This is a genomic window from Nesterenkonia sandarakina (assembly GCF_013410215.1).
In the GTDB taxonomy this organism is placed as follows: Bacteria; Actinomycetota; Actinomycetes; order Actinomycetales; family Micrococcaceae; genus Nesterenkonia; species Nesterenkonia sandarakina.
Window position 1 is genome coordinate 2,356,299 of the sequence record NZ_JACCFQ010000001.1, and the last position, 16,639, is coordinate 2,372,937.

A 16,639-nucleotide genomic window follows, 5' to 3' on the forward strand; every position below is an offset into this window, starting at 1 on the left:
CGTGGACGCCGTCGCACCGACCCGCCGAGAACTGATCTCCGCTGGCTTCCAGGAGCTGGATCGGGCATCGGGTTTCCTCGCCGACGAGCAGCTCGCCGGCCTGGACCCGGCGGTCCTGCTGCGGACCCTGCACTACGCGCCGAATCCGGATCAGGCGCTGCTGCTGCTCATCCGGCTGGTGGAACGTGCCGGGGAGGTCTGTGACCTCTTCCAGGTGGTCACCGACGGGGTCTATCTGCGCGCGGTCCCGCTGCTGAGGCTGCTCGGGGCGTCCCAGGCGCTGGGCGAATTCCTGGTCCGGCGCCCGGAGAACTGCGATCTGGTGTTCTCCGTGGCCGACGCTTTGGAGTCCGAGCGGGATCAGCACCAGCACAACCACGCCCCCGATGACGCCGCAGCCCTCGACGCCCCGGAGGTCACCGAACCCGAGGTGCTGCGATCCCGACTGATGCAGGCGGTGCACGCCGACGCCGCGGCGGAACCGCCCACTGCGGCACTGGGCCCGGAGTTCACGGCTAAGGACGCCGGCGTCGCGCTGCGCCGGGCCTACCGGCGCGAACTGGCCGCCCTCGCCCTGCGCGACCTCAGCGCGGCAGACCCCGCGAACTACCAGCCGCTGGTCTCCCGGCAGCTCTCGGACCTCGCCGCCGCAGCCATCGATGCCGCGCTGGCGGTCAGCCGCGCCGAGCTCACCGAACGCAACGGGCGCACCGCAGAGACCGTGGAGCTCGCCGTGATCGGGATGGGCAAATGCGGTGCCCGCGAGCTGAACTACATCTCCGACGTGGACGTGATCTTCGTGCACCGCGCCGGCGCAGAGGTGGATTCCGCCGCCGCGCGAAACACCGCGGTGGCGATGGCCTCCGGGATCTCCAAGGTCATCAATGGTGCAGGTCCGGAGCCCGGACTCTGGGAGGTGGACGCGAACCTGCGCCCCGAGGGCCGCGACGGAGACCTCTCCCGCACCCTGGAATCCCACCTGGAGTACTACAAGCGCTGGGCCCACGGCTGGGAGTTCCAGGCGCTGCTCAAGGCCCGCCCCATCGCAGGCAGCCGCAGCCTGGGTGCGGACTACATCCAGGCGATCTGGCCGCAGGTCTGGACCTCCTCGGCGCAGGAGAACTTCGTCGAGAATGTGCAGCGGATGCGCCGGAGGGTCTTCGAGAACATTCCCGCTGACGAAGTGGACCGAGAGATCAAGCTCGGGCGCGGCGGGCTGCGAGACATCGAGTTCACCGTGCAGCTGCTGCAGCTGGTCCACGGACGGGTCGACGAGTCCCTGCGGGTGCGCGACTCACTCTCGGCCATCGAGATGCTCGAGGCCGGGGAGTACGTGGCACGCGCGGACCGCGACGCGATGTCCCGGTGCTACCGGCTGCTGCGCCTCTACGAGCACCGGATCCAGATGAGCAGCATGCGACGGACCCACCTGATGCCGGTGAAGACCGATGAGATCCGCGCGCTGGCCCACGCCGTGAAGCCACCGAACCGGCGTCGTCGTCCGGCGGGGGACGAGGTGCTCAGCCAGTGGCGAGAGGTCGCCCGGGAGGTCGCGAGCTTCCACGAACGGATCTTCTACCGCCCGCTGCTCTCCACCACCGCGGTGCTCTCCGACGACGAGGTCCGGCTCACCGCGAAGGCGGCGCAGGATCGCCTGGCCGCGCTGGGCTACCACGACCCGGCCGGCGCCATGCGGCACATCTCCGCGCTGACCGGGGGCGTGTCCCGCCGGTCGAAGCTGCAGCGGCACATCCTGCCGGTGATGCTCGGTTGGTTCGGCGAAGGCGTGGACCCCGACGGCGGGCTGCTCGCCTTCCGGCGGCTCAGCGAGTCGCTGGGGCAGAGCCCCTGGTATCTGACCATGCTGCGCGATTCCTCGGTGGCGGCGGAGCGGCTCTGCCTGGTGCTCTCCGGCTCCCGGTTCATCGCGGACATGCTTGAGCACTCCCCGGAGTCCACCCGATGGCTCGGGGACAACTCCGCGCTGGTGCCGCGCAGCTTTGACGCATTGTGGAAGGAGATCGGGAACAAGATCGCCCGGCACCGGAACGATCTTGAAGCCGCGATGCGACTGACCCGACTGGTGCGCCAGCGTGAGACCCTGCGGGTGGCGATCGGCGACGCCGTGGGCCTGCTGGAGATCTCGGAGGTCGGCACCGCACTCTCCGATGTGGACCGCGCCGCCACCCTGGGCGCGATGCGCGTGGCCGAATCCGAGGTCTGGACGGCCGAGGGTCGGCACGCCGACCTCGCGGTGATAGCGATGGGTCGCCAAGGGGGCCGGGAGATCGGCTACGGCTCTGATATGGACGCGATGTTCGTCCACGACGTCGCCGAGGGCGGAGACCCGACCCGCACCGACGCCCAGGCACAGAAGCTGGCCATGCGGGTCAGCGCGCAGCTCTCCAAGCCGCTGAAACCCGCGATCCGCGGTGAGTTCCCGCTCAAGCTCGACGCCGATCTTCGCCCTGAGGGCAAACAGGGTCCGCTCTCCCGGTCTCTGGAGTCCTACACCGAGTACTACCGGCGATGGATGGACGTCTGGGAGCGGCAGGCCCTGCTGCGCGCCCGCCCGATCGGCGGCGACGACGACCTGCTGGCCGGGTTCATGGAGCTCGCCGACACGGTGCGCTACGGGGCCCCGCCGAGCTCCTCGCAGATCCGTGAGATCCGCCGGATCAAGGCCCGGGTGGAATCCGAGCGGCTGCCCCGCGGGGCCGACCCGTCCCGGCATGTGAAGCTGGGCCGCGGTGGGCTCAGTGACGTGGAGTGGCTGGTGCAGCTCTTCCAGCTCCAGCACGCCCACCAGATGCCGCGGCTGCGCACCAGCTCCACGCTGCTGGCGCTGGACGCGATGGTCGATGAGGAGCTGATCAGCCCGCTCGACGCGGAACAGCTCAGCGAGGCGTGGAAGCTCTGCACCCGGGTCCGCTCTGCCACCACGGTGTGGAGCGGGAAGACCGCCGATGTGCTGCCCTCGGCACGCCGGGACCTCGACGCGGTGGCCCGCTGGTGCGGGTTCCCCTCCGGGGGCAGCGCCGATTTCGAGGACCACTACCTGCGCACCACGAGGCGCTGCCGACAGGTCTACGAGCGGCTGTTCTACGACGAGGCCTGAGGCCAGGGACGCACCGAGCATGTGCTGAGCTTCTGCTCGGTGCGTGTCGGGCTGCGCTGTGGCACCCGCCCGAAGGTGGGCGCCACAGCAGAGATCATGCGGAGAGCTTGGCGATCAGCGCCTGAGCGGTCTCCGCGGAGGACTGCGGGTTCTGCCCGGTGATCAGCAGTCCATCCTCGACCACGTAGGAGCTCCAGTCCTCTCCCTTGGAGTACCTGCCGCCGAGCTTGCTGAGCTCATCCTGGACCAGGAACGGCACGACGTCGACCAGGTCCACCCCGGCCTCCTCGGTGTTGGTGAAACCGGTGACCAGCTTGCCGTTCACCAGGGGAGTGCCGTCCTCGTTCTTGGCGTGGCGCAGCGCACCGGGGGCGTGGCAGACCAGCCCCAGCGGCTTGCCGGCGCGCAGCGTGGACTCGATCAGCCGGATCGAGGTGGAGTCCTCGGCCAGGTCCCACAGCGGGCCATGGCCGCCGGGGTAGAAGACAGTGTCGAAGTCCTCCACGGAGACCGAGTCCAGGCGCACGGTCTCTGCCAGCGCGGCAGTGGCCTCGGCGTCGTCCTCGAACCGATGGGTGTCCTCGGTCTGGAAGTCGGGCTGGTTGCTCGCCGGGTCCAGCGGCGGCTGTCCACCCTGCGGGGAGGCCAGGGTGATCTCGTAGCCGGCCTCCTGGAAGCGGTAGTACGGCGCGGCCAGCTCTTCGAGCCAGAAGCCGGTCTTCTTGCCGGTGTCACCGAGCTCGTCGTGGGAGGTGAGAACGATCAGGACCTTCATGGGAATCTCCTTGCTGTTGGTCATTTTCGGGCATGGAACGGAACGCCGGTCTTGGGGGCGGTCACGGGCGTGGTTGCCGCGTCAGGGGTGGCTGGGTGTGGCGAGGGGTGTAGCGCGCTCAGGCCAGCTGCGCGGCCGCAGATGCGGCGTCGGCAGTCTGGGGATCGGCCATGCTGGGGGCCAGCAGCTCCAGGGTGCGGTGCTGCACGGACTCCTCGGGTGCCAGGTTGACCAGCATCAGCTCATCGGCCTGGACCTCCTCGGCGAAGGCGTCCAGCCAGGAGACCACCTCCTCCTGGGTGCCCACGGCGGCGCGGGAGAGCATGCTCAGCACCTGCTGGCCGGCGGGGTGATCGCGCAGGATCACCACATCCTCGTCGGTGATCTGACGGTTCCGGCCCAGGTGGTTCTTGATCCAGGCGTTCTCCGCCAGGGTCTTCTGCGCCTGCGCGGTCTCAGCGTCGTCATGGGCGATGACATTGGCCGCGGCGATGAAGTGCGGCTTCGCGCCCGGGCCCTGCAATGAGTTGCTGGCGTCGAAGTGCTCACGGTAGACGTGGGCGGCCTGGTTGAGCATCTGTGGGGCGAAGTGCGAGGCGAAGGCGTAGGGCAGACCCAGCTGCGCGGCGAGCTGCGCTCCGAACAGCGATGACCCCAGGATGTAGAGCGGCACCTCGGTGCCCCGACCGGGGTAGGCGTTGACCCCGGGGATCCGGCTGTATCCGGTGAGGTAGCCGCTGAGCTCCATCACGTCGGACTGGAAGCGATCGGCCTCGGTGCCGTCCCGGCGCAGGGCGCGCATCGTGGCGCCGTCGGTGCCCGGGGCGCGGCCCAGCCCCAGGTCGATCCGTCCCGGGTAGAGCGTCTCCAGGGTGCCGAACTGTTCGGCGATCATCAGTGGGGCGTGATTGGGCAGCATGATGCCGCCCGAGCCCACACGCACATTCTCGGTGGCCGCGGCGACGTGCTGGATCAGCAGGGCGGTGGCGCTGGAGGCGATATTGGGCATGTTGTGGTGCTCGGCGAACCAGATGCGGGTGTATCCCAGGGCGTCAGCGGTCTTGGCGAGCCGGACGCTGCGTGCGATGCCATCGGCGACGGTCTCCGGCGGGCGCACGAAAGCCAGGTCAAGCAGGGAGAGGGGGCGCGAAGCGGTGTTGGCCATACCCAGTGCAACAGCCCATGCGGCCGTTCTCATTCCGCAGCCCGGCGCGCCGGTGCGGCATCCGCCGCGACCGGCGAGGAGCGGAAGAGCCGGCGCGTGCCCCTACGGGCCAACATCAGCACCAGGATCAGCCCGGTCACCAGGAAGAAGCCGCCGAGCTGGACCTCACCTCGGAAGACCAGCGCGGTCAGCTCCAGGACCAGGAGCTTGCTGCCGGGCAGCACCAGGATCAGCATCGCGAGGTTGAGACCGCGCCGGACTCCGCGGCGCGCCCGACGCCGGGCCAGCAGCGACTTCTTCACCCAGGTCACCAGTTCCAGCACCAGCTTCAGCAGCACCGCGGTCAGCAGCGTGATCAGAAACGACTCCGAGATGACCTCGGGAAAGAACTGCACGAAGAGCCCCAGCACCACGGTGTACACGAACACGTCGACCACATCCAGCGGTCCTATCCGGGTCATGAGCGCAGTTTATTCAGCATCGGGTGGTCAGGTAAGGGTCTACCGGCTACGGTGAGGTGATGGCTCTCATCAACAGCAATGGATTGGCACACGTCCGGCTCACGGTCACCGATATCGCCCGGTCGAAGGCGTTCTACGACGAAGTCTTCGGCTGGCCCGCCGTGGTGGACACCTCGGCCCAGGCCGATGACCCCTCGGTACGCGCCTCCCAGGAGCAGTTCTACGGCGGCGTGATCTACCAGACTCCGCAGGGGACGCTGGTGGGTCTGCGGCCCGTGGGCGAGACCGGATTCAACCCGGACACCACTGGGCTGGACCACGTGAGCTTCGCGGTGGACTCCCGGGGTGCGCTGCAGGACGCAGCGCAGGCGCTGGCCGAAGCCGGAATCGAGCACGGGGAGATCAACGATCTCAGCGACTCCGGGCTGGCGATCCTCTCCTTCCAGGACCCGGACGGCATCAACCTGGAGCTCACCGCGCCCCTGGGCTGAGCTCCGCGGCGGTGAAAGACACCATCGCAGGGCAGGCCGTCTGGGCGTAGATGTCCCGGACATGACAGCGGCCCCGCACCAATCACTGGTGCGGGGCCGCTGCTCTGTCTCAGACGTGACGCGAGATCAGACCGAGTAGTACAGCTCGAACTCGTAGGGGTTCAGCCGCAGGTTCAGCGGGGCGATCTCTTCTTCACGCTTGTACTCGATCCAGGCCTTGACCAGATCCTCGGTGAAGACGCCGCCCTCGAGCAGGAACTCGTAGTCACCTTCGAGTGCCAGCAGCGCCTCCTCCAGGGAGCCCGGTGCCTTCTGGATGTCGGCGAGCTCTTCGGCGGGAAGCTCGTAGAGATCCTTGTCCACCGGGTCGGCAGGCTCGATCCGGTTCCGGATGCCGTCCAGACCTGCCATCAGCTGCGCGGCGAAGGCGAGGTAGGGGTTCGAGGAGGGATCCGGTGCGCGGAACTCCAGACGCTTGGCCTTCGGGTTGGCACCGGTGATCGGGATGCGGATCGCCGCGGAGCGGTTGCCCTGCGAGTACACCATGTTGACCGGGGCCTCATAGCCCTTGACCAGACGCTTATAGGAGTTCACCGTCGGGTTGGTGAAGGCCAGCACGGCCGAGGCGTGCTTGAGCAGGCCACCGATGTACCAGCGAGCGGTGTCAGAGAGGTTCGCGTAGCCCTTCTCATCGAAGAACAGCGGCTTGCCATCGGTCCAGAGCGACTGGTGGCAGTGCATGCCGGAGCCGTTCTCGCCGAAGATCGGCTTCGGCATGAAGGTGGCCGACTTGCCGAACTGGTCCGCGGTGTTCTTCACGATGTACTTGAACTTCATCAGGTCATCGGCTGCGTGGGTCAGCGTGTTGAACTTGTAGTTGATCTCCTGCTGACCGGGGCCGCCGACCTCATGGTGGGAGCGCTCGACCTCGAGGCCGACCGCGTCCAGAGCCACACAGATCGCGTCGCGCAGATCGGCGCTCTTGTCCTGCGGGCTGACCGGGAAGTAGCCGCCCTTGGTGGCCATCTTGTGGCCCAGGTTGCCGCCGGGGATCTCCTCGGCGGACTGCCAGGAGGCCTCGTCGGAATCCAGTGAGTAGAAGGAGGCGTCCGGGCTGGACTGCCACTTCACGTCGTCGAAGAGGAAGAACTCAGCCTCGGGAGCGAAGAAGGCGGTGTCGGCGATGCCTGAGGCTTCCAGGTACTCCTCGGCCTTCTGCGCCACGCCGCGCGGATCGCGGGCGTAGGGCTCCCCGGTGCGCGGGTTCACGATCGAGAACGTCATCACCAGGGTCTTCTCCACGCGGTACTCATCGATGTAGGCGGTGGCCACATCCGGGATGAGCTGCATGTCAGACTCGGCGATGCCCTGGAATCCGCGGATCGAAGAGCCGTCGAAGAGCTGTCCGTTCTCGAAGAAGTCGAGGTCGACGGTCTTGGCCGGAACATTGAAGTGGTGCTGAAGGCCGGGGAGGTCGGTGAAGCGAACGTCGACGAACACGACCTCCTCTTTCTCGATGAACTTCAGAACTTCATCAGGGCTTGTGAACATACGTCCGTGCTCCTCGTCAGGTGTCTGGGCTTGCGCGCGTAACAGTGGTGAACGCTCTGCTCCACGCTATGGTCCGGGCATTTCCCGGCCATCACGCAAATGTTTCCGTCATGTAACTTAAGTTGCTCATGGGCCGGTGGCGAGGCCGCTCCGGTCGGGAGAATAGACTGACCGGGGCCGTGCTCGCGCGGCCACATGCTCTACATCACCCTCTCATATCCGAACCCGAAGGAGATCTGTGGCGAAGCACGACGGCGGACCCCCCGGCGCCTCTGAGCCGGGGTCTGGAGAGCCGCGCTGGGCCGGTGACCAGCTGGGTCTGCCGGAGACTGGTCCTGGCAGCATGGCCCCCTGGAGCAGGCGGGTGATCGCCCTGTTCATCGACTGGGGGATCGCCACGCTGATCTCGATGGCCTTCTTCGGCGGCGACGAGCTGGTGACCCTGGGGATCTTCGTGGCCATCCACGTGATCCTCGTCGGTCTGCTCGGTGTCACCATCGGCAAGCGTCTGATGCGGATCCAGGTGGTGCGCGGCAACAACGTCCCCGGCCCGATCTGGTCCACGGTGCGCACCCTGCTGCTGTTGCTGCTGCTCCCCGCCATCCTGATCGGCGTCGACGGTCGCGGCGCCCACGACCGGGCGGCCGGCACCGTCCAGCTGCGCATGTGAGCGCGCCCGGCGCTCCACCGGTGAGCCGGCTCGCAGACCGCCCGGGACGCGGGCTGGCGGTCATCTGCGCGAGCGCGGTGAGCACCCAGTTCGGCGCCGCCGTCGGCTCCCTGGCCTTCTCCGGACTGACCCCGGTCGGGGTGGTGGCGGTTCGCCAGGTGGTGGCCTCCACAGTGCTTCTCGCGCTGACCCGCCCCAGGTTCTGGCGCTTCACCCGCAGCCAGTGGTCCCCGGTGCTGCTGCTGGCGCTGTTCTTCGCCGGCATGAACACCGCGCTCTATGCCGCCTTGGAACGGGTGGGGCTCGGGACTGCGGTGACCATCGAGTTCCTCGGGCCGCTGGCCGTGGCGGTGCTGGCCTCCCGGCGACTCCGCGACGGAGTCTGTGCCGCGACGGCGCTGATCGGGGTGGTGCTGCTCACCCGACCCGGACCCACCAGCGATCTGCTCGGGCTGGGCTTCGCAGTGCTGGCTGCGGGCTGCTGGGCCGGCTACATCCTGACCAATCGAGTCGTAGGTCAACGCCTGGACGGCGTCCAAGGCGTCGCGATGGGCACCGCCATCTCCGCGCTGGGCCTGCTGCCGATCGCCGCCGTCCTCGTCTGGCACCTACAGCCTCCTCTGGAGGCCTTCCTCTTCGCCGCGGTGGCCGGTGTCCTGGCCTCGGTGGTGCCATACTCGCTGGACCTGATCGTGCTGCGGCACATCAGTCCGGTGATCTTCGGCCTGGGCATGTCCCTGCACCCGCTCTTCGCGGCGCTGATCGGCGCCGTGTTCCTCGGGCAGCTGCTGCCATGGCTGGCCTGGGTCGGGATCCTGCTGGTGGTGCTGAGCAATGCACTCATCCTCGGTGGTCCGGCCCGGCCCCGAACGGCTCCGCGACCGGCAGCTTAGAAAAGAATCAAGGCTATAGCCTTGAAAGTATCAATTGAAGGATATAACCTACATTCATGTTCGTCCTGACCGCAGATCAGCACCGCAGCACTGAATCCGGGGAACGGGTGCAGGAGCTGCTCGAGGAGCTGACCCCCTGGAGCGCACGGTGGGAGTCAGAGATCGTCCTGCCGCTGGAGCGCACAGTCGGCGATGAGGTCCAGATCCTGCTCCGGGGCGCGGAGGCGGCGGTGGACCTCGCCCTGACACTGTGCCGCACCGAGCAGTGGGCGGTGGGCATCGGGGCCGGAGCGGTGGAGCAGCCCCTGGGCGCCAGTGCCCGGGCCAGTTCCGGCAGCGCGTTCATCCAGGCCCGCTACGCCGTGGAACGCGCCCGCAGCCGCACCGAGCCGGTGCCGCTGGTGGTCCAGGGGGACCGACCCGAGGCCGCGACAGCCGCCACCGCCGTGCTGCAGCTGCTCGGCGGGGTGGTGCGCCGGCGCGCAGACACCGGGTGGGAGGTCAGTGACCTCACGGACCGGGGACTCACCCGGGCAGAGATCTCCGCTCGGCTGGGCATCACCGTGTCTGCGGTCAGTCAGCGCGCGCGCTCTGCGATGCTGGAGGAGGAGCGGCGCAGCCGCCCGGTGCTGGCGGCCCTGATCTCCGCCGCGGCCGCCGAAGGCAGCTGGCAGATCCCCACTGCGGCGAAGGAGGACTGAGAACCATGACATGGCTGTGGATCACCGCGGTGGTGCTGATCGCCCTGGCGCTCTCGGCCTTCTTAGGCGCTGCGCTGGTGGGCTGGCTGCTGCGCCGGGTGGAGCCCGAGGGCTATGGGCCCGGGATCCTGCGCGGGGGCACCTGGATCGGGATCCTGGAGCGGCTGGCGATCACTGGCGCGGTCTTCGGTGGATACCCCGAAGCGATCGCGGTGGTGCTTGCAGTCAAGGGCCTGGGCCGCTATCCCGAGCTGCGCTCCTGGCAGGCCGAGCAGCGCGCGAAGGCCACCGAACGGTTCATCATCGGCACGCTGGCCAGCTACATCTGGGCCGGAGCGGTCGGGCTCATCGGGGTGGCAGTGGTCGCGGCGATCAACTGACCGCACGCTCTTCAGACCAGCAGGATCAGCCGACCATGGCGTTCGCGGCCTGGTGCTCGGAGAGCCGGGACTCGATGCTGCGGGCCAGCGCCAGCGCCGCTGAGGGGGCCAGGTGCAGATTCAGCGCCGGCTCGAACAGCTCGGCCTCCAGCAGCGCGGTGCCGAACTGCGCGGAATCGACCAGGTCGACCCGGCCATAGAGCGGCATCAGCGTCTCAGTCCGCCGTTCCGCGGCAGCCAGCACATGCTCCCCAAACTCCACCTCGGCCGCGCTGGCCTGCACCAGCTGCGGATCCTCCTGATAACTGCCGCCGCGCAGACCGCCGCCGCGAGCCAGCAGCGCCCCCTTGGCGATCGAATGCGAGTGCTGCCCGTCGATGAAGTACAGCGCCTTCTCCCGGCCCTCGCTGAGCTCCGGGACCTCCGGCTGGATCATGACCGTCAGGCCGCGGGCCAAAATCCGCTCGCCCAGGGCCAGCGCGGCGGCGGAGTCGGCGCGCAGCAGCCCGGTGTCAAAGGACCCGGCGGAGATGCTCGGCTTGATCACGACCCATCCCTCCGCGTGCGCGGCCAGGCCGTGGCGCAGTGCGGCGTCGTCGTCGGCCCACCGGGTGGGCACCACGGCGATCCCCTCGGCCTCGAGCTCGCGCAGGTAGACCTTGTCCAGGTTCCAGCGGATCAGCGCGGGCTGGTTGAGCACCTGAACCTGCGCCTCAGCCCGCTCCAGCCAGTCCAGGAACTCCTCGGTGCGCGAGGCATAGTTCCACGGGGTACGGATGACCAGCAGGTCATAGTCCGGGCGAGGCGTCCACTCGTGCCAGATGACCGGTTGGGCCGCGATCCCGAGCAGCTGCAGCTGCGCGATCAGCGGAGCGGTGTCCCGATCGGGGGCCTCCGAGTAGTCATCGGTGACCACGATCCCGACCCGGCGCGGCTCTGGCGTCGGGACCAGCGCATGCTCGGGCAGCCAGCGGAAACGTTCGACGACGATGATCTCGTTCTCGTCCCATTCATCCTCGCCGAGCTCACCCGTGCTGCGCCAGAAGCGCTCATGAGCCTCGCGCCAGGCCGCCACGGAGTCGAATCCCTCACCCTCGCCGCGGGCGATCTCCTGGGTGATCTCACCCAGCGGCAGCAGCGTCACCTCGAGCACCTCGACGACGCCGAGGCTCTCCTCATGCAGACCCACAAGGCGCTGGAGCCCCGGGACGGGCAGCGGCTCGGAATCCGTCAGGTAGGACCGGTGCAGGCTCGTGGTCATCGTCTTGACCCCGGTGATGACGGCGGTGGTCAGCCCGGTGCGCAGCGCGTCGTCGCCGAGCTCCATGGCGGGGAGGTCGCGGATCTCCTCGGGGGTCATGGCCTCATGCTGCCGGTGCTCTGGTAGTTCCCGTGCCAGCTCAGCGCCTCGCCCAGCAGGTGCGGGGTGTGCCGTCCGCGCGGGTTCTGCGCCACCGCGCGGTCGAAGTAGTCCTGGAGCAGGTCTGCGTAGTCCGGGTGCGCGCAGTTGGCGATGATGGTGCGTGCGCGGGCGGCGGGGGAGAGCCCGCGCAGGTCCGCCAGGCCCTGTTCGGTGACCAGGATCTGGGTGTCGTGCTCGGTGTGATCGACGTGGCTGGCGAAGGGCACGATCGAGGAGATCGCGCCGCCCTTGGCCACTGAGCCCGAGACGAAGAAGTTCAGGTAGGCGTTGCGGGCGAAGTCTCCGGAGCCGCCGATCCCGTTGATGATGGAGCTGCCCATCACGTGGGTGGAGTTCACGTTGCCGTAGATGTCTGCCTCCACCATGCCGTTGATGGAGATCACCCCGAGCCGGCGAATGGCCTCCGGGTGGTTGGAGACCTCCTGGGTGCGCAGCAGGATCCGCCCCTTGTACTCCTCCGCGCGGGCGTTGAACGCCTCGGCGCGCTCGGCCGAGAGGGAGAAGGAGGTGGCGGAGACCGCGGTGAGCTTCCCGGTGTCGATCAGGTCCAGCATGCCGTCCTGGATCACCTCGGTATAGGCCAGCAGCTCCTCGAACTCGCTGTGCGCCAGCTCTGCCATCACGGCGTTGGCCACATTCCCGATCCCGGACTGCAGGGGGAGCAGGTTCTTGGGCAGCCGGCCGTGATTGATCTCATGGCGCAGGAAGTCCACCACATGGTGGGCCATGGCCTTGGACTGCTCGTCGGCGGGCTTGAACGGCAGGTTCCGGTCCGGGGCGTCGGTGTGCACCACGGCGAGGACCTTCTCGGGGTCCACCCGCAGGTAGGGGTCACCGATGCGCTGCAGCGGGTCGGTCAGCTGGATCGGGCGGCGCTCCGGGGGCAGCTTGGTGCCGTAGTAGATGTCGTGGAAGCCCTCGTAGGCGCGGGGGTGCCAGTCGTTGACCTCCAGGATGACCTTGTCCGCGAGCTGCAGCCAGCTCTTGTTGTTGCCCACTGAGCTGCCAGGGACCAGGAGCCCGTTGGGCAGGATCGCGGCGACCTCGATCACCGCGACGTTGAGCTGGCCGTAGAAGCCGAACCAGGCCTGCTGGGCGGAGTGGCTCAGGTGGGTGTCGACGTACTCGGTCTCCCCGGTGTTGATGGCTTCACGCAGCGTCGGGTCCGACTGGAAGGGCAGTCTCTTGCGCACAGCTCCGGCCTCGGCGAGCACACCGTCGAGCTCAGGGGCGGTGGAGGCCCCGGTCCAGAGGTCGATCCCGAACTCCTCGCCACGGTCGTGGGCGTCCTTGGCGCGTTCGGCCAGGGCGGCGGGCACCGCTTTGGGGTATCCGGCGCCGGTGAAGCCGCTCATCCCGACCCGGTCGCCGTCGTGGATGTGGGTGGCCGCCTCGGCGGCGGAGGTGACCTTGCCGGCCAGGACGGGGCAGGTGATTCGAGGGGAAGCAGCGCTCATTGCTCCAGCCTAGGCGAACGCCGACCCTGACGAGATTCCTCGACGCAGCGCTACGCTGGGTGACACGACACAGGCTGATCGCAGCACCTGACGAGGGAGGACGCATCATGAATGGATTCGTGCCCTATCCGGTCCGGGAGACCTACCGGCTGATCGAGCCGGGACCCACGGTGCTGATCTCCACCTCCGACGGAGTCCGGGACAACATCATGACCAACGCGTTCAACATGCCGGTCCGGCACGACGGCATCCTGGCGGTGATCGTGGGGACCTGGGACACCAGCTTCGCGACCCTGCAGGCCACGCGGCAGTGTGTGATCGGGATCCCCGGGGCGGACCTGATGCGCACCACGGTGCAGGTGGGCAACTCCTCCAGCCAGGACATCGACAAATGGGAGCATTTCGGACTGACCCGGGTCCCAGGTGTCAGCGTCGCGGCGCCGCTGATCGGGGAGTGCGTGGCGAACATCGAGTGCAAGGTCGAGGACGACTCCCTGGTGGAGGACTACTCGCTGTGGCTGCTGCGCACCACGGCCGCATGGATCCGGCCCGACGCCGCGCCGGCCCCGGAGTTCCACCACCGCGGCAACGGGACCTTCACCACCAATGGGGAGCTGCACGACCTCAGCGATGAGATGACGAAGTGGAAGTACTTCACCGACTAGGAGCGCTCTTCCAACCCCCACGGTGAGCCGTAGCCGGAGTCCGCGGCGAGCAGCTCCAGGAACGGCCGGGAGTCGAAGGCCTCCGGACCCAGCACCCCGGTGCCCTGCCAGGTGCCGTTGGCCAGCAGCTCCAGGGCCACCACCGGGTTCACCGCGGTCTGCCACACCACCGCCTGCGAGCCGTACTCCGCCATCGACCACTCATTGTCCACCACGTGGTAGAGGTACACGGCACGGGGCGCACCGTCCTTGCCGATCCCGGTCACATACACCCCGGCGCAGGTCTTCCCGGTCATCCGCTCACCGAGGGTGGCAGGATCCGGCAGCGCCGCGGCGACCACGTCGCGTGGAGCCACCGGCATGCCTTTGACCAGCACGGGCTCGGTGGAGTCCAGGCCCAGCTTGTGCAGGGTCTTGAGCACGTCGATGAACTCGTCACCGAGTCCGTACTTGAAGGTGACCCGCCGGGCCTTGGTCCAGCGCGGCATCAGGATCACCTCCTCGTGCTCCACGTTGACGCATTCCACCTCGCCGATCCCCTCGGGGAACCGGAAGACCTCGGATTCGCTGAACGGCTCGGTGGTGTGCCAGCCGGTCTCGCGTTCGAAGACCACCGGGGGGTTCAGGCACTCCTCGATCGTGGTCCAGATCGAGAAGGACGGGGCGAAGGCCGGTTCGCCGTCGGCCCCCGCGACGACCAGGTTGGCACCGTCGCGCACCCCCAGCTCATCGATCGAGCTGAACAGCTCGTCCTCGGCGTAGCGGGCGAAGACATCGGAGAGCCCAGGCTCCACGCCCATGCCCACAAGCGCGAGCCGGCCGGCGTCCTCCCATGCCCGGGCCTGGGCGAACTGCTCGTCGCCGAGCATCACACCGGTCTTGGTGAAGGGCTCCTCCGGGTGTCTGACCGAGAGGCTCATCGCCATGTCCAGATAGGTCGCTCCGGCGGCGAAGCAGCCATTGAAGATCGGCATCACGAACCGCGGGTCCACCGCGTTGAGCACATGGGTGATCTGGTGGTCTGTGATCACAGCGGCCACCGCCTCCGCGGAGGAGGCATCGACCTGGGCGGCCAGCAGACGATCGTCGCCCAGCGAGTCGACCAGGGTCTGCGGCCGGGCCGGATCGTAGTCCGCGACCACCAGCAGGTCGAAGAAGTCACGGCGGACCGCGATCCGGACCGCGGCAGATCCCACGCCGCCAGCTCCAAGGATGAGAATACGCATCAGGTCAAGCCTCCATCAGGTGAACGAGGTGAATCCTCGGGGGAGTCAGGCACCAGCACGGCCGTCTCGGCGTTCAGGCTCTCCCCGCGGAAGAACGGCCGCGCTCCGGACCGGGTCCACCAGAGCAGCATCAGCACCAGGCCCAGCGAGAGCGAGCCGATGCCCACCACGAAGGTCCCGCCGATGCCCAGCAGCACGCTGTAGCCGTAATCCACGCTGGCCATGTCGAAGGCCGATTTGATGAACGCGGCGGTGAGGATCAGCGCGCCCAGCAGGGGCAGCAGGAAGCGGTAGATCACATGGTGTGCGGAGCTGAAGAGCTCCCGGCGGAAGTACCAGACGCAGGCGTAGCCGGTGATCGAATAGTAGAAGGCGATCGCCAGTCCCAGGGAGAGGATGGAATCAGCCAGGATGTTCTCGCTGATCATGGTCATCACCACGTAGTAGGCGATCGCCGCGATTCCCATGACCAGCGTGGAGAACGAGGGGGTCTTGAACCGCGGGTGCACGGTGCTGAACCGGCGGGGCAGCGCCCGGTAGACAGCCATGGACAAGGTGCCGCGGGCGGTGGGCAGGATCGTGGTCTGCGTGGAGGAGACCGCGGAGACCAGGACCGCGACCACCAGCAGCCAGGCGGCCGGTCCCAGGACGACGTCCTTCAGGGCGAAGAACACGTCCTCCGCGTTGTTCTCATTGCCCAGGCCGGACCCCGCCTCGCCGACCCCGGCGTACATCATCGCCGCGACGGTCACCCCGACGTAGGTCACCAGGAGCAGCACCGTGGAGATCAGGGCTGCACGTCCGGGGATCCGGCGGGCATCCCGGGTCTCCTCATTCAGGGCGAGGCAGGCGTCCCAGCCCCAGTAGATGAACAGCGCCAGCAGCACCGCCTCGGTGAAGCCTTCCACGCTCTCGAAGGCGAACGGGTTGAACCAGTCCCAGGACGGCGTGGTGGCGTTCTCAGCGGTCCCATTCGCGATCCCGATGAGGCAGAAGACCACGAAGAGGATCAGCGCGAGGTACTGCACCGCCAACAGCACGTTCTGGAGCTTGGCCCCGATCTCCACGCCGCGATAGCTGACATAGGTCATGGCGGCGATGAAGAAGACTCCGGTGGCGGTCACCAGCACGGAGTTATCCGCCAGCGAGCCGTCGCCGATCAGCAGCCAGAAGTAGATCCCGGCGATCTGGGCCAGGTTCGCCAGCACCACGATGCCTGCGACCGCCACGCCCCAGCCGGCCATCCAGCCCACCCACGGCCCGAACGCCTTCGTGGCCCAGGTGAAGGAGGTGCCGCAGTCGGGGATCTCTCGATTGAGCTCCCGGTAGGCGAAGGCGATGAAGAGCATCGGGATGAACGCCAGGATGAACGCGATCGGAGCCTGGGCGCCGACCGCGAGGACCACGAACCCCAGCGAGGCCGCCAGCGAATAGACCGGCGCTGTGGACGCGAGCCCGATGACCACCGAGCCCCAGACTCCCAGCGTGCCGGCGGAGAGGCCCTTGCCCTGACCGGCTGGCGGAGCGCCGCGATCGTTGCCGAGAGTTGCATGACTCATGCTGTTCCTCCGATGTTCGGCCGGCCGACGTCGGCTCCCCCACACGGTGTGACACACAACACTGTACCGACTGGTCGGTTTTTTGGGTAGGCTCTAAACTCGTC

The 16,639-nt window shown here is 68.0% G+C and carries 15 protein-coding genes; 7 read left to right on the top strand and 8 right to left on the bottom strand.

Translation table 11 applies throughout. The features are described 5' to 3' along the window. The first annotated feature begins 1 nt into the window (after position 1). The gene (locus tag HNR11_RS10850; RefSeq protein ID WP_343050656.1) at positions 2–3,118 is read left to right on the top strand and encodes a bifunctional [glutamine synthetase] adenylyltransferase/[glutamine synthetase]-adenylyl-L-tyrosine phosphorylase; all 3,117 of its coding nucleotides are present in this window, start codon (positions 2–4) and stop codon (positions 3,116–3,118) included. 94 nt (positions 3,119–3,212) lie between these two features. Here the strand turns inward: HNR11_RS10850 and HNR11_RS10855 are convergent, their stop codons facing one another. The 3 genes from HNR11_RS10855 to HNR11_RS10865 form a co-directional block, all read right to left on the bottom strand. Then, on the bottom strand, positions 3,213–3,893 hold the full coding sequence (locus HNR11_RS10855; RefSeq protein ID WP_179442271.1) for a type 1 glutamine amidotransferase domain-containing protein: 681 nt from the start codon (positions 3,891–3,893) through the stop codon (positions 3,213–3,215). 118 nt (positions 3,894–4,011) lie between these two features. Beyond that, positions 4,012–5,058 (bottom strand): LLM class flavin-dependent oxidoreductase, encoded by a 1,047-nt coding sequence (locus HNR11_RS10860; RefSeq protein ID WP_179442272.1) that lies wholly within the window; start codon positions 5,056–5,058, stop codon positions 4,012–4,014. A gap of 29 nt (positions 5,059–5,087) precedes the next feature. Further along, entirely contained in the window at positions 5,088–5,519 is a 432-nt protein-coding gene (locus HNR11_RS10865; protein ID WP_179442273.1) for a hypothetical protein, read from the bottom strand. 59 nt (positions 5,520–5,578) lie between these two features. Between HNR11_RS10865 and HNR11_RS10870 the strand changes: the two genes are divergently transcribed. Further along, a complete protein-coding gene (locus HNR11_RS10870) occupies positions 5,579–6,010 on the top strand; it encodes a VOC family protein (RefSeq protein WP_179442274.1) in 432 nt (143 codons plus the stop codon). A 126-nt stretch (positions 6,011–6,136) separates the two neighbouring features. Here HNR11_RS10870 and glnA read toward each other — a convergent pair whose 3' ends face one another. Next, entirely contained in the window at positions 6,137–7,561 is a 1,425-nt protein-coding gene (glnA, locus tag HNR11_RS10875) for a type I glutamate--ammonia ligase (RefSeq protein WP_058889266.1), read from the bottom strand. 238 nt (positions 7,562–7,799) lie between these two features. Here glnA and HNR11_RS10880 point away from each other — a divergent pair, with 238 nt between their 5' ends. Genes HNR11_RS10880 through HNR11_RS10895 form a run of 4 tightly spaced genes read left to right on the top strand, consistent with a single transcriptional unit; the run spans position 7,800 to position 10,205 of the window. Beyond that, entirely contained in the window at positions 7,800–8,231 is a 432-nt protein-coding gene (locus HNR11_RS10880) for an RDD family protein (protein WP_179442275.1), read from the top strand. Positions 8,232–8,251: 20 nt separating this feature from the next. Then, the gene (locus HNR11_RS10885) at positions 8,252–9,124 is read left to right on the top strand and encodes an EamA family transporter (RefSeq protein ID WP_343050657.1); all 873 of its coding nucleotides are present in this window, start codon (positions 8,252–8,254) and stop codon (positions 9,122–9,124) included. Between the two features lie 56 nt (positions 9,125–9,180). Beyond that, positions 9,181–9,825 (top strand): hypothetical protein, encoded by a 645-nt coding sequence (locus tag HNR11_RS10890; RefSeq protein WP_058889264.1) that lies wholly within the window; start codon positions 9,181–9,183, stop codon positions 9,823–9,825. A gap of 5 nt (positions 9,826–9,830) precedes the next feature. After that, positions 9,831–10,205, top strand: a complete 375-nt coding sequence (locus HNR11_RS10895; protein ID WP_179442276.1) for a hypothetical protein — start codon at positions 9,831–9,833, stop codon at positions 10,203–10,205. A gap of 25 nt (positions 10,206–10,230) precedes the next feature. Here the strand turns inward: HNR11_RS10895 and HNR11_RS10900 are convergent, their stop codons facing one another. Continuing rightward, a complete protein-coding gene (locus tag HNR11_RS10900) occupies positions 10,231–11,565 on the bottom strand; it encodes an ASCH domain-containing protein (protein ID WP_179442277.1) in 1,335 nt (444 codons plus the stop codon). Next, positions 11,562–13,085: a succinyl-CoA:acetate CoA-transferase ScpC gene (gene scpC / locus HNR11_RS10905; protein WP_179442278.1), complete on the bottom strand. Its 1,524-nt coding sequence runs from the start codon at positions 13,083–13,085 to the stop codon at positions 11,562–11,564. Before scpC ends, HNR11_RS10900 begins: the two co-directional genes overlap by 4 nt. Positions 13,086–13,192: 107 nt before the next feature. Between scpC and HNR11_RS10910 the strand changes: the two genes are divergently transcribed. After that, positions 13,193–13,750, top strand: a complete 558-nt coding sequence (locus HNR11_RS10910) for a flavin reductase family protein (RefSeq protein WP_179442279.1) — start codon at positions 13,193–13,195, stop codon at positions 13,748–13,750. Here the strand turns inward: HNR11_RS10910 and HNR11_RS10915 are convergent. Both HNR11_RS10915 and HNR11_RS10920 read right to left on the bottom strand, forming a co-directional pair. After that, positions 13,747–14,976, bottom strand: a complete 1,230-nt coding sequence (locus HNR11_RS10915) for a saccharopine dehydrogenase family protein (protein ID WP_179442280.1) — start codon at positions 14,974–14,976, stop codon at positions 13,747–13,749. The genes HNR11_RS10910 and HNR11_RS10915 overlap by 4 nt on opposite strands. Then, on the bottom strand, positions 14,976–16,535 hold the full coding sequence (locus HNR11_RS10920; protein WP_179442281.1) for an APC family permease: 1,560 nt from the start codon (positions 16,533–16,535) through the stop codon (positions 14,976–14,978). The genes HNR11_RS10915 and HNR11_RS10920 overlap by 1 nt, the downstream gene beginning before the upstream one ends. Positions 16,536–16,639: the final 104 nt, after the last annotated feature.

Excerpts from the sequence above, each read along its gene's own strand:
- HNR11_RS10855 (WP_179442271.1), bottom strand. The coding sequence starts at position 3,893 with ATGAAGGTCCTGATCGTTCTCACCTCCCACGACGAGCTCGGTGACACC.
- HNR11_RS10895 (WP_179442276.1), top strand. The coding sequence starts at position 9,831 with ATGACATGGCTGTGGATCACCGCGGTGGTGCTGATCGCCCTGGCGCTC.
- HNR11_RS10865 (WP_179442273.1), bottom strand. The coding sequence starts at position 5,519 with ATGACCCGGATAGGACCGCTGGATGTGGTCGACGTGTTCGTGTACACC.
- HNR11_RS10890 (WP_058889264.1), top strand. The coding sequence starts at position 9,181 with ATGTTCGTCCTGACCGCAGATCAGCACCGCAGCACTGAATCCGGGGAA.
- HNR11_RS10870 (WP_179442274.1), top strand. The coding sequence starts at position 5,579 with ATGGCTCTCATCAACAGCAATGGATTGGCACACGTCCGGCTCACGGTC.
- HNR11_RS10900 (WP_179442277.1), bottom strand. The coding sequence starts at position 11,565 with ATGACCCCCGAGGAGATCCGCGACCTCCCCGCCATGGAGCTCGGCGAC.
- HNR11_RS10920 (WP_179442281.1), bottom strand. The coding sequence starts at position 16,535 with ATGAGTCATGCAACTCTCGGCAACGATCGCGGCGCTCCGCCAGCCGGT.
- scpC (WP_179442278.1), bottom strand. The coding sequence starts at position 13,085 with ATGAGCGCTGCTTCCCCTCGAATCACCTGCCCCGTCCTGGCCGGCAAG.
- glnA (WP_058889266.1), bottom strand. The coding sequence starts at position 7,561 with ATGTTCACAAGCCCTGATGAAGTTCTGAAGTTCATCGAGAAAGAGGAG.
- HNR11_RS10910 (WP_179442279.1), top strand. The coding sequence starts at position 13,193 with ATGAATGGATTCGTGCCCTATCCGGTCCGGGAGACCTACCGGCTGATC.
- HNR11_RS10860 (WP_179442272.1), bottom strand. The coding sequence starts at position 5,058 with ATGGCCAACACCGCTTCGCGCCCCCTCTCCCTGCTTGACCTGGCTTTC.
- HNR11_RS10915 (WP_179442280.1), bottom strand. The coding sequence starts at position 14,976 with ATGCGTATTCTCATCCTTGGAGCTGGCGGCGTGGGATCTGCCGCGGTC.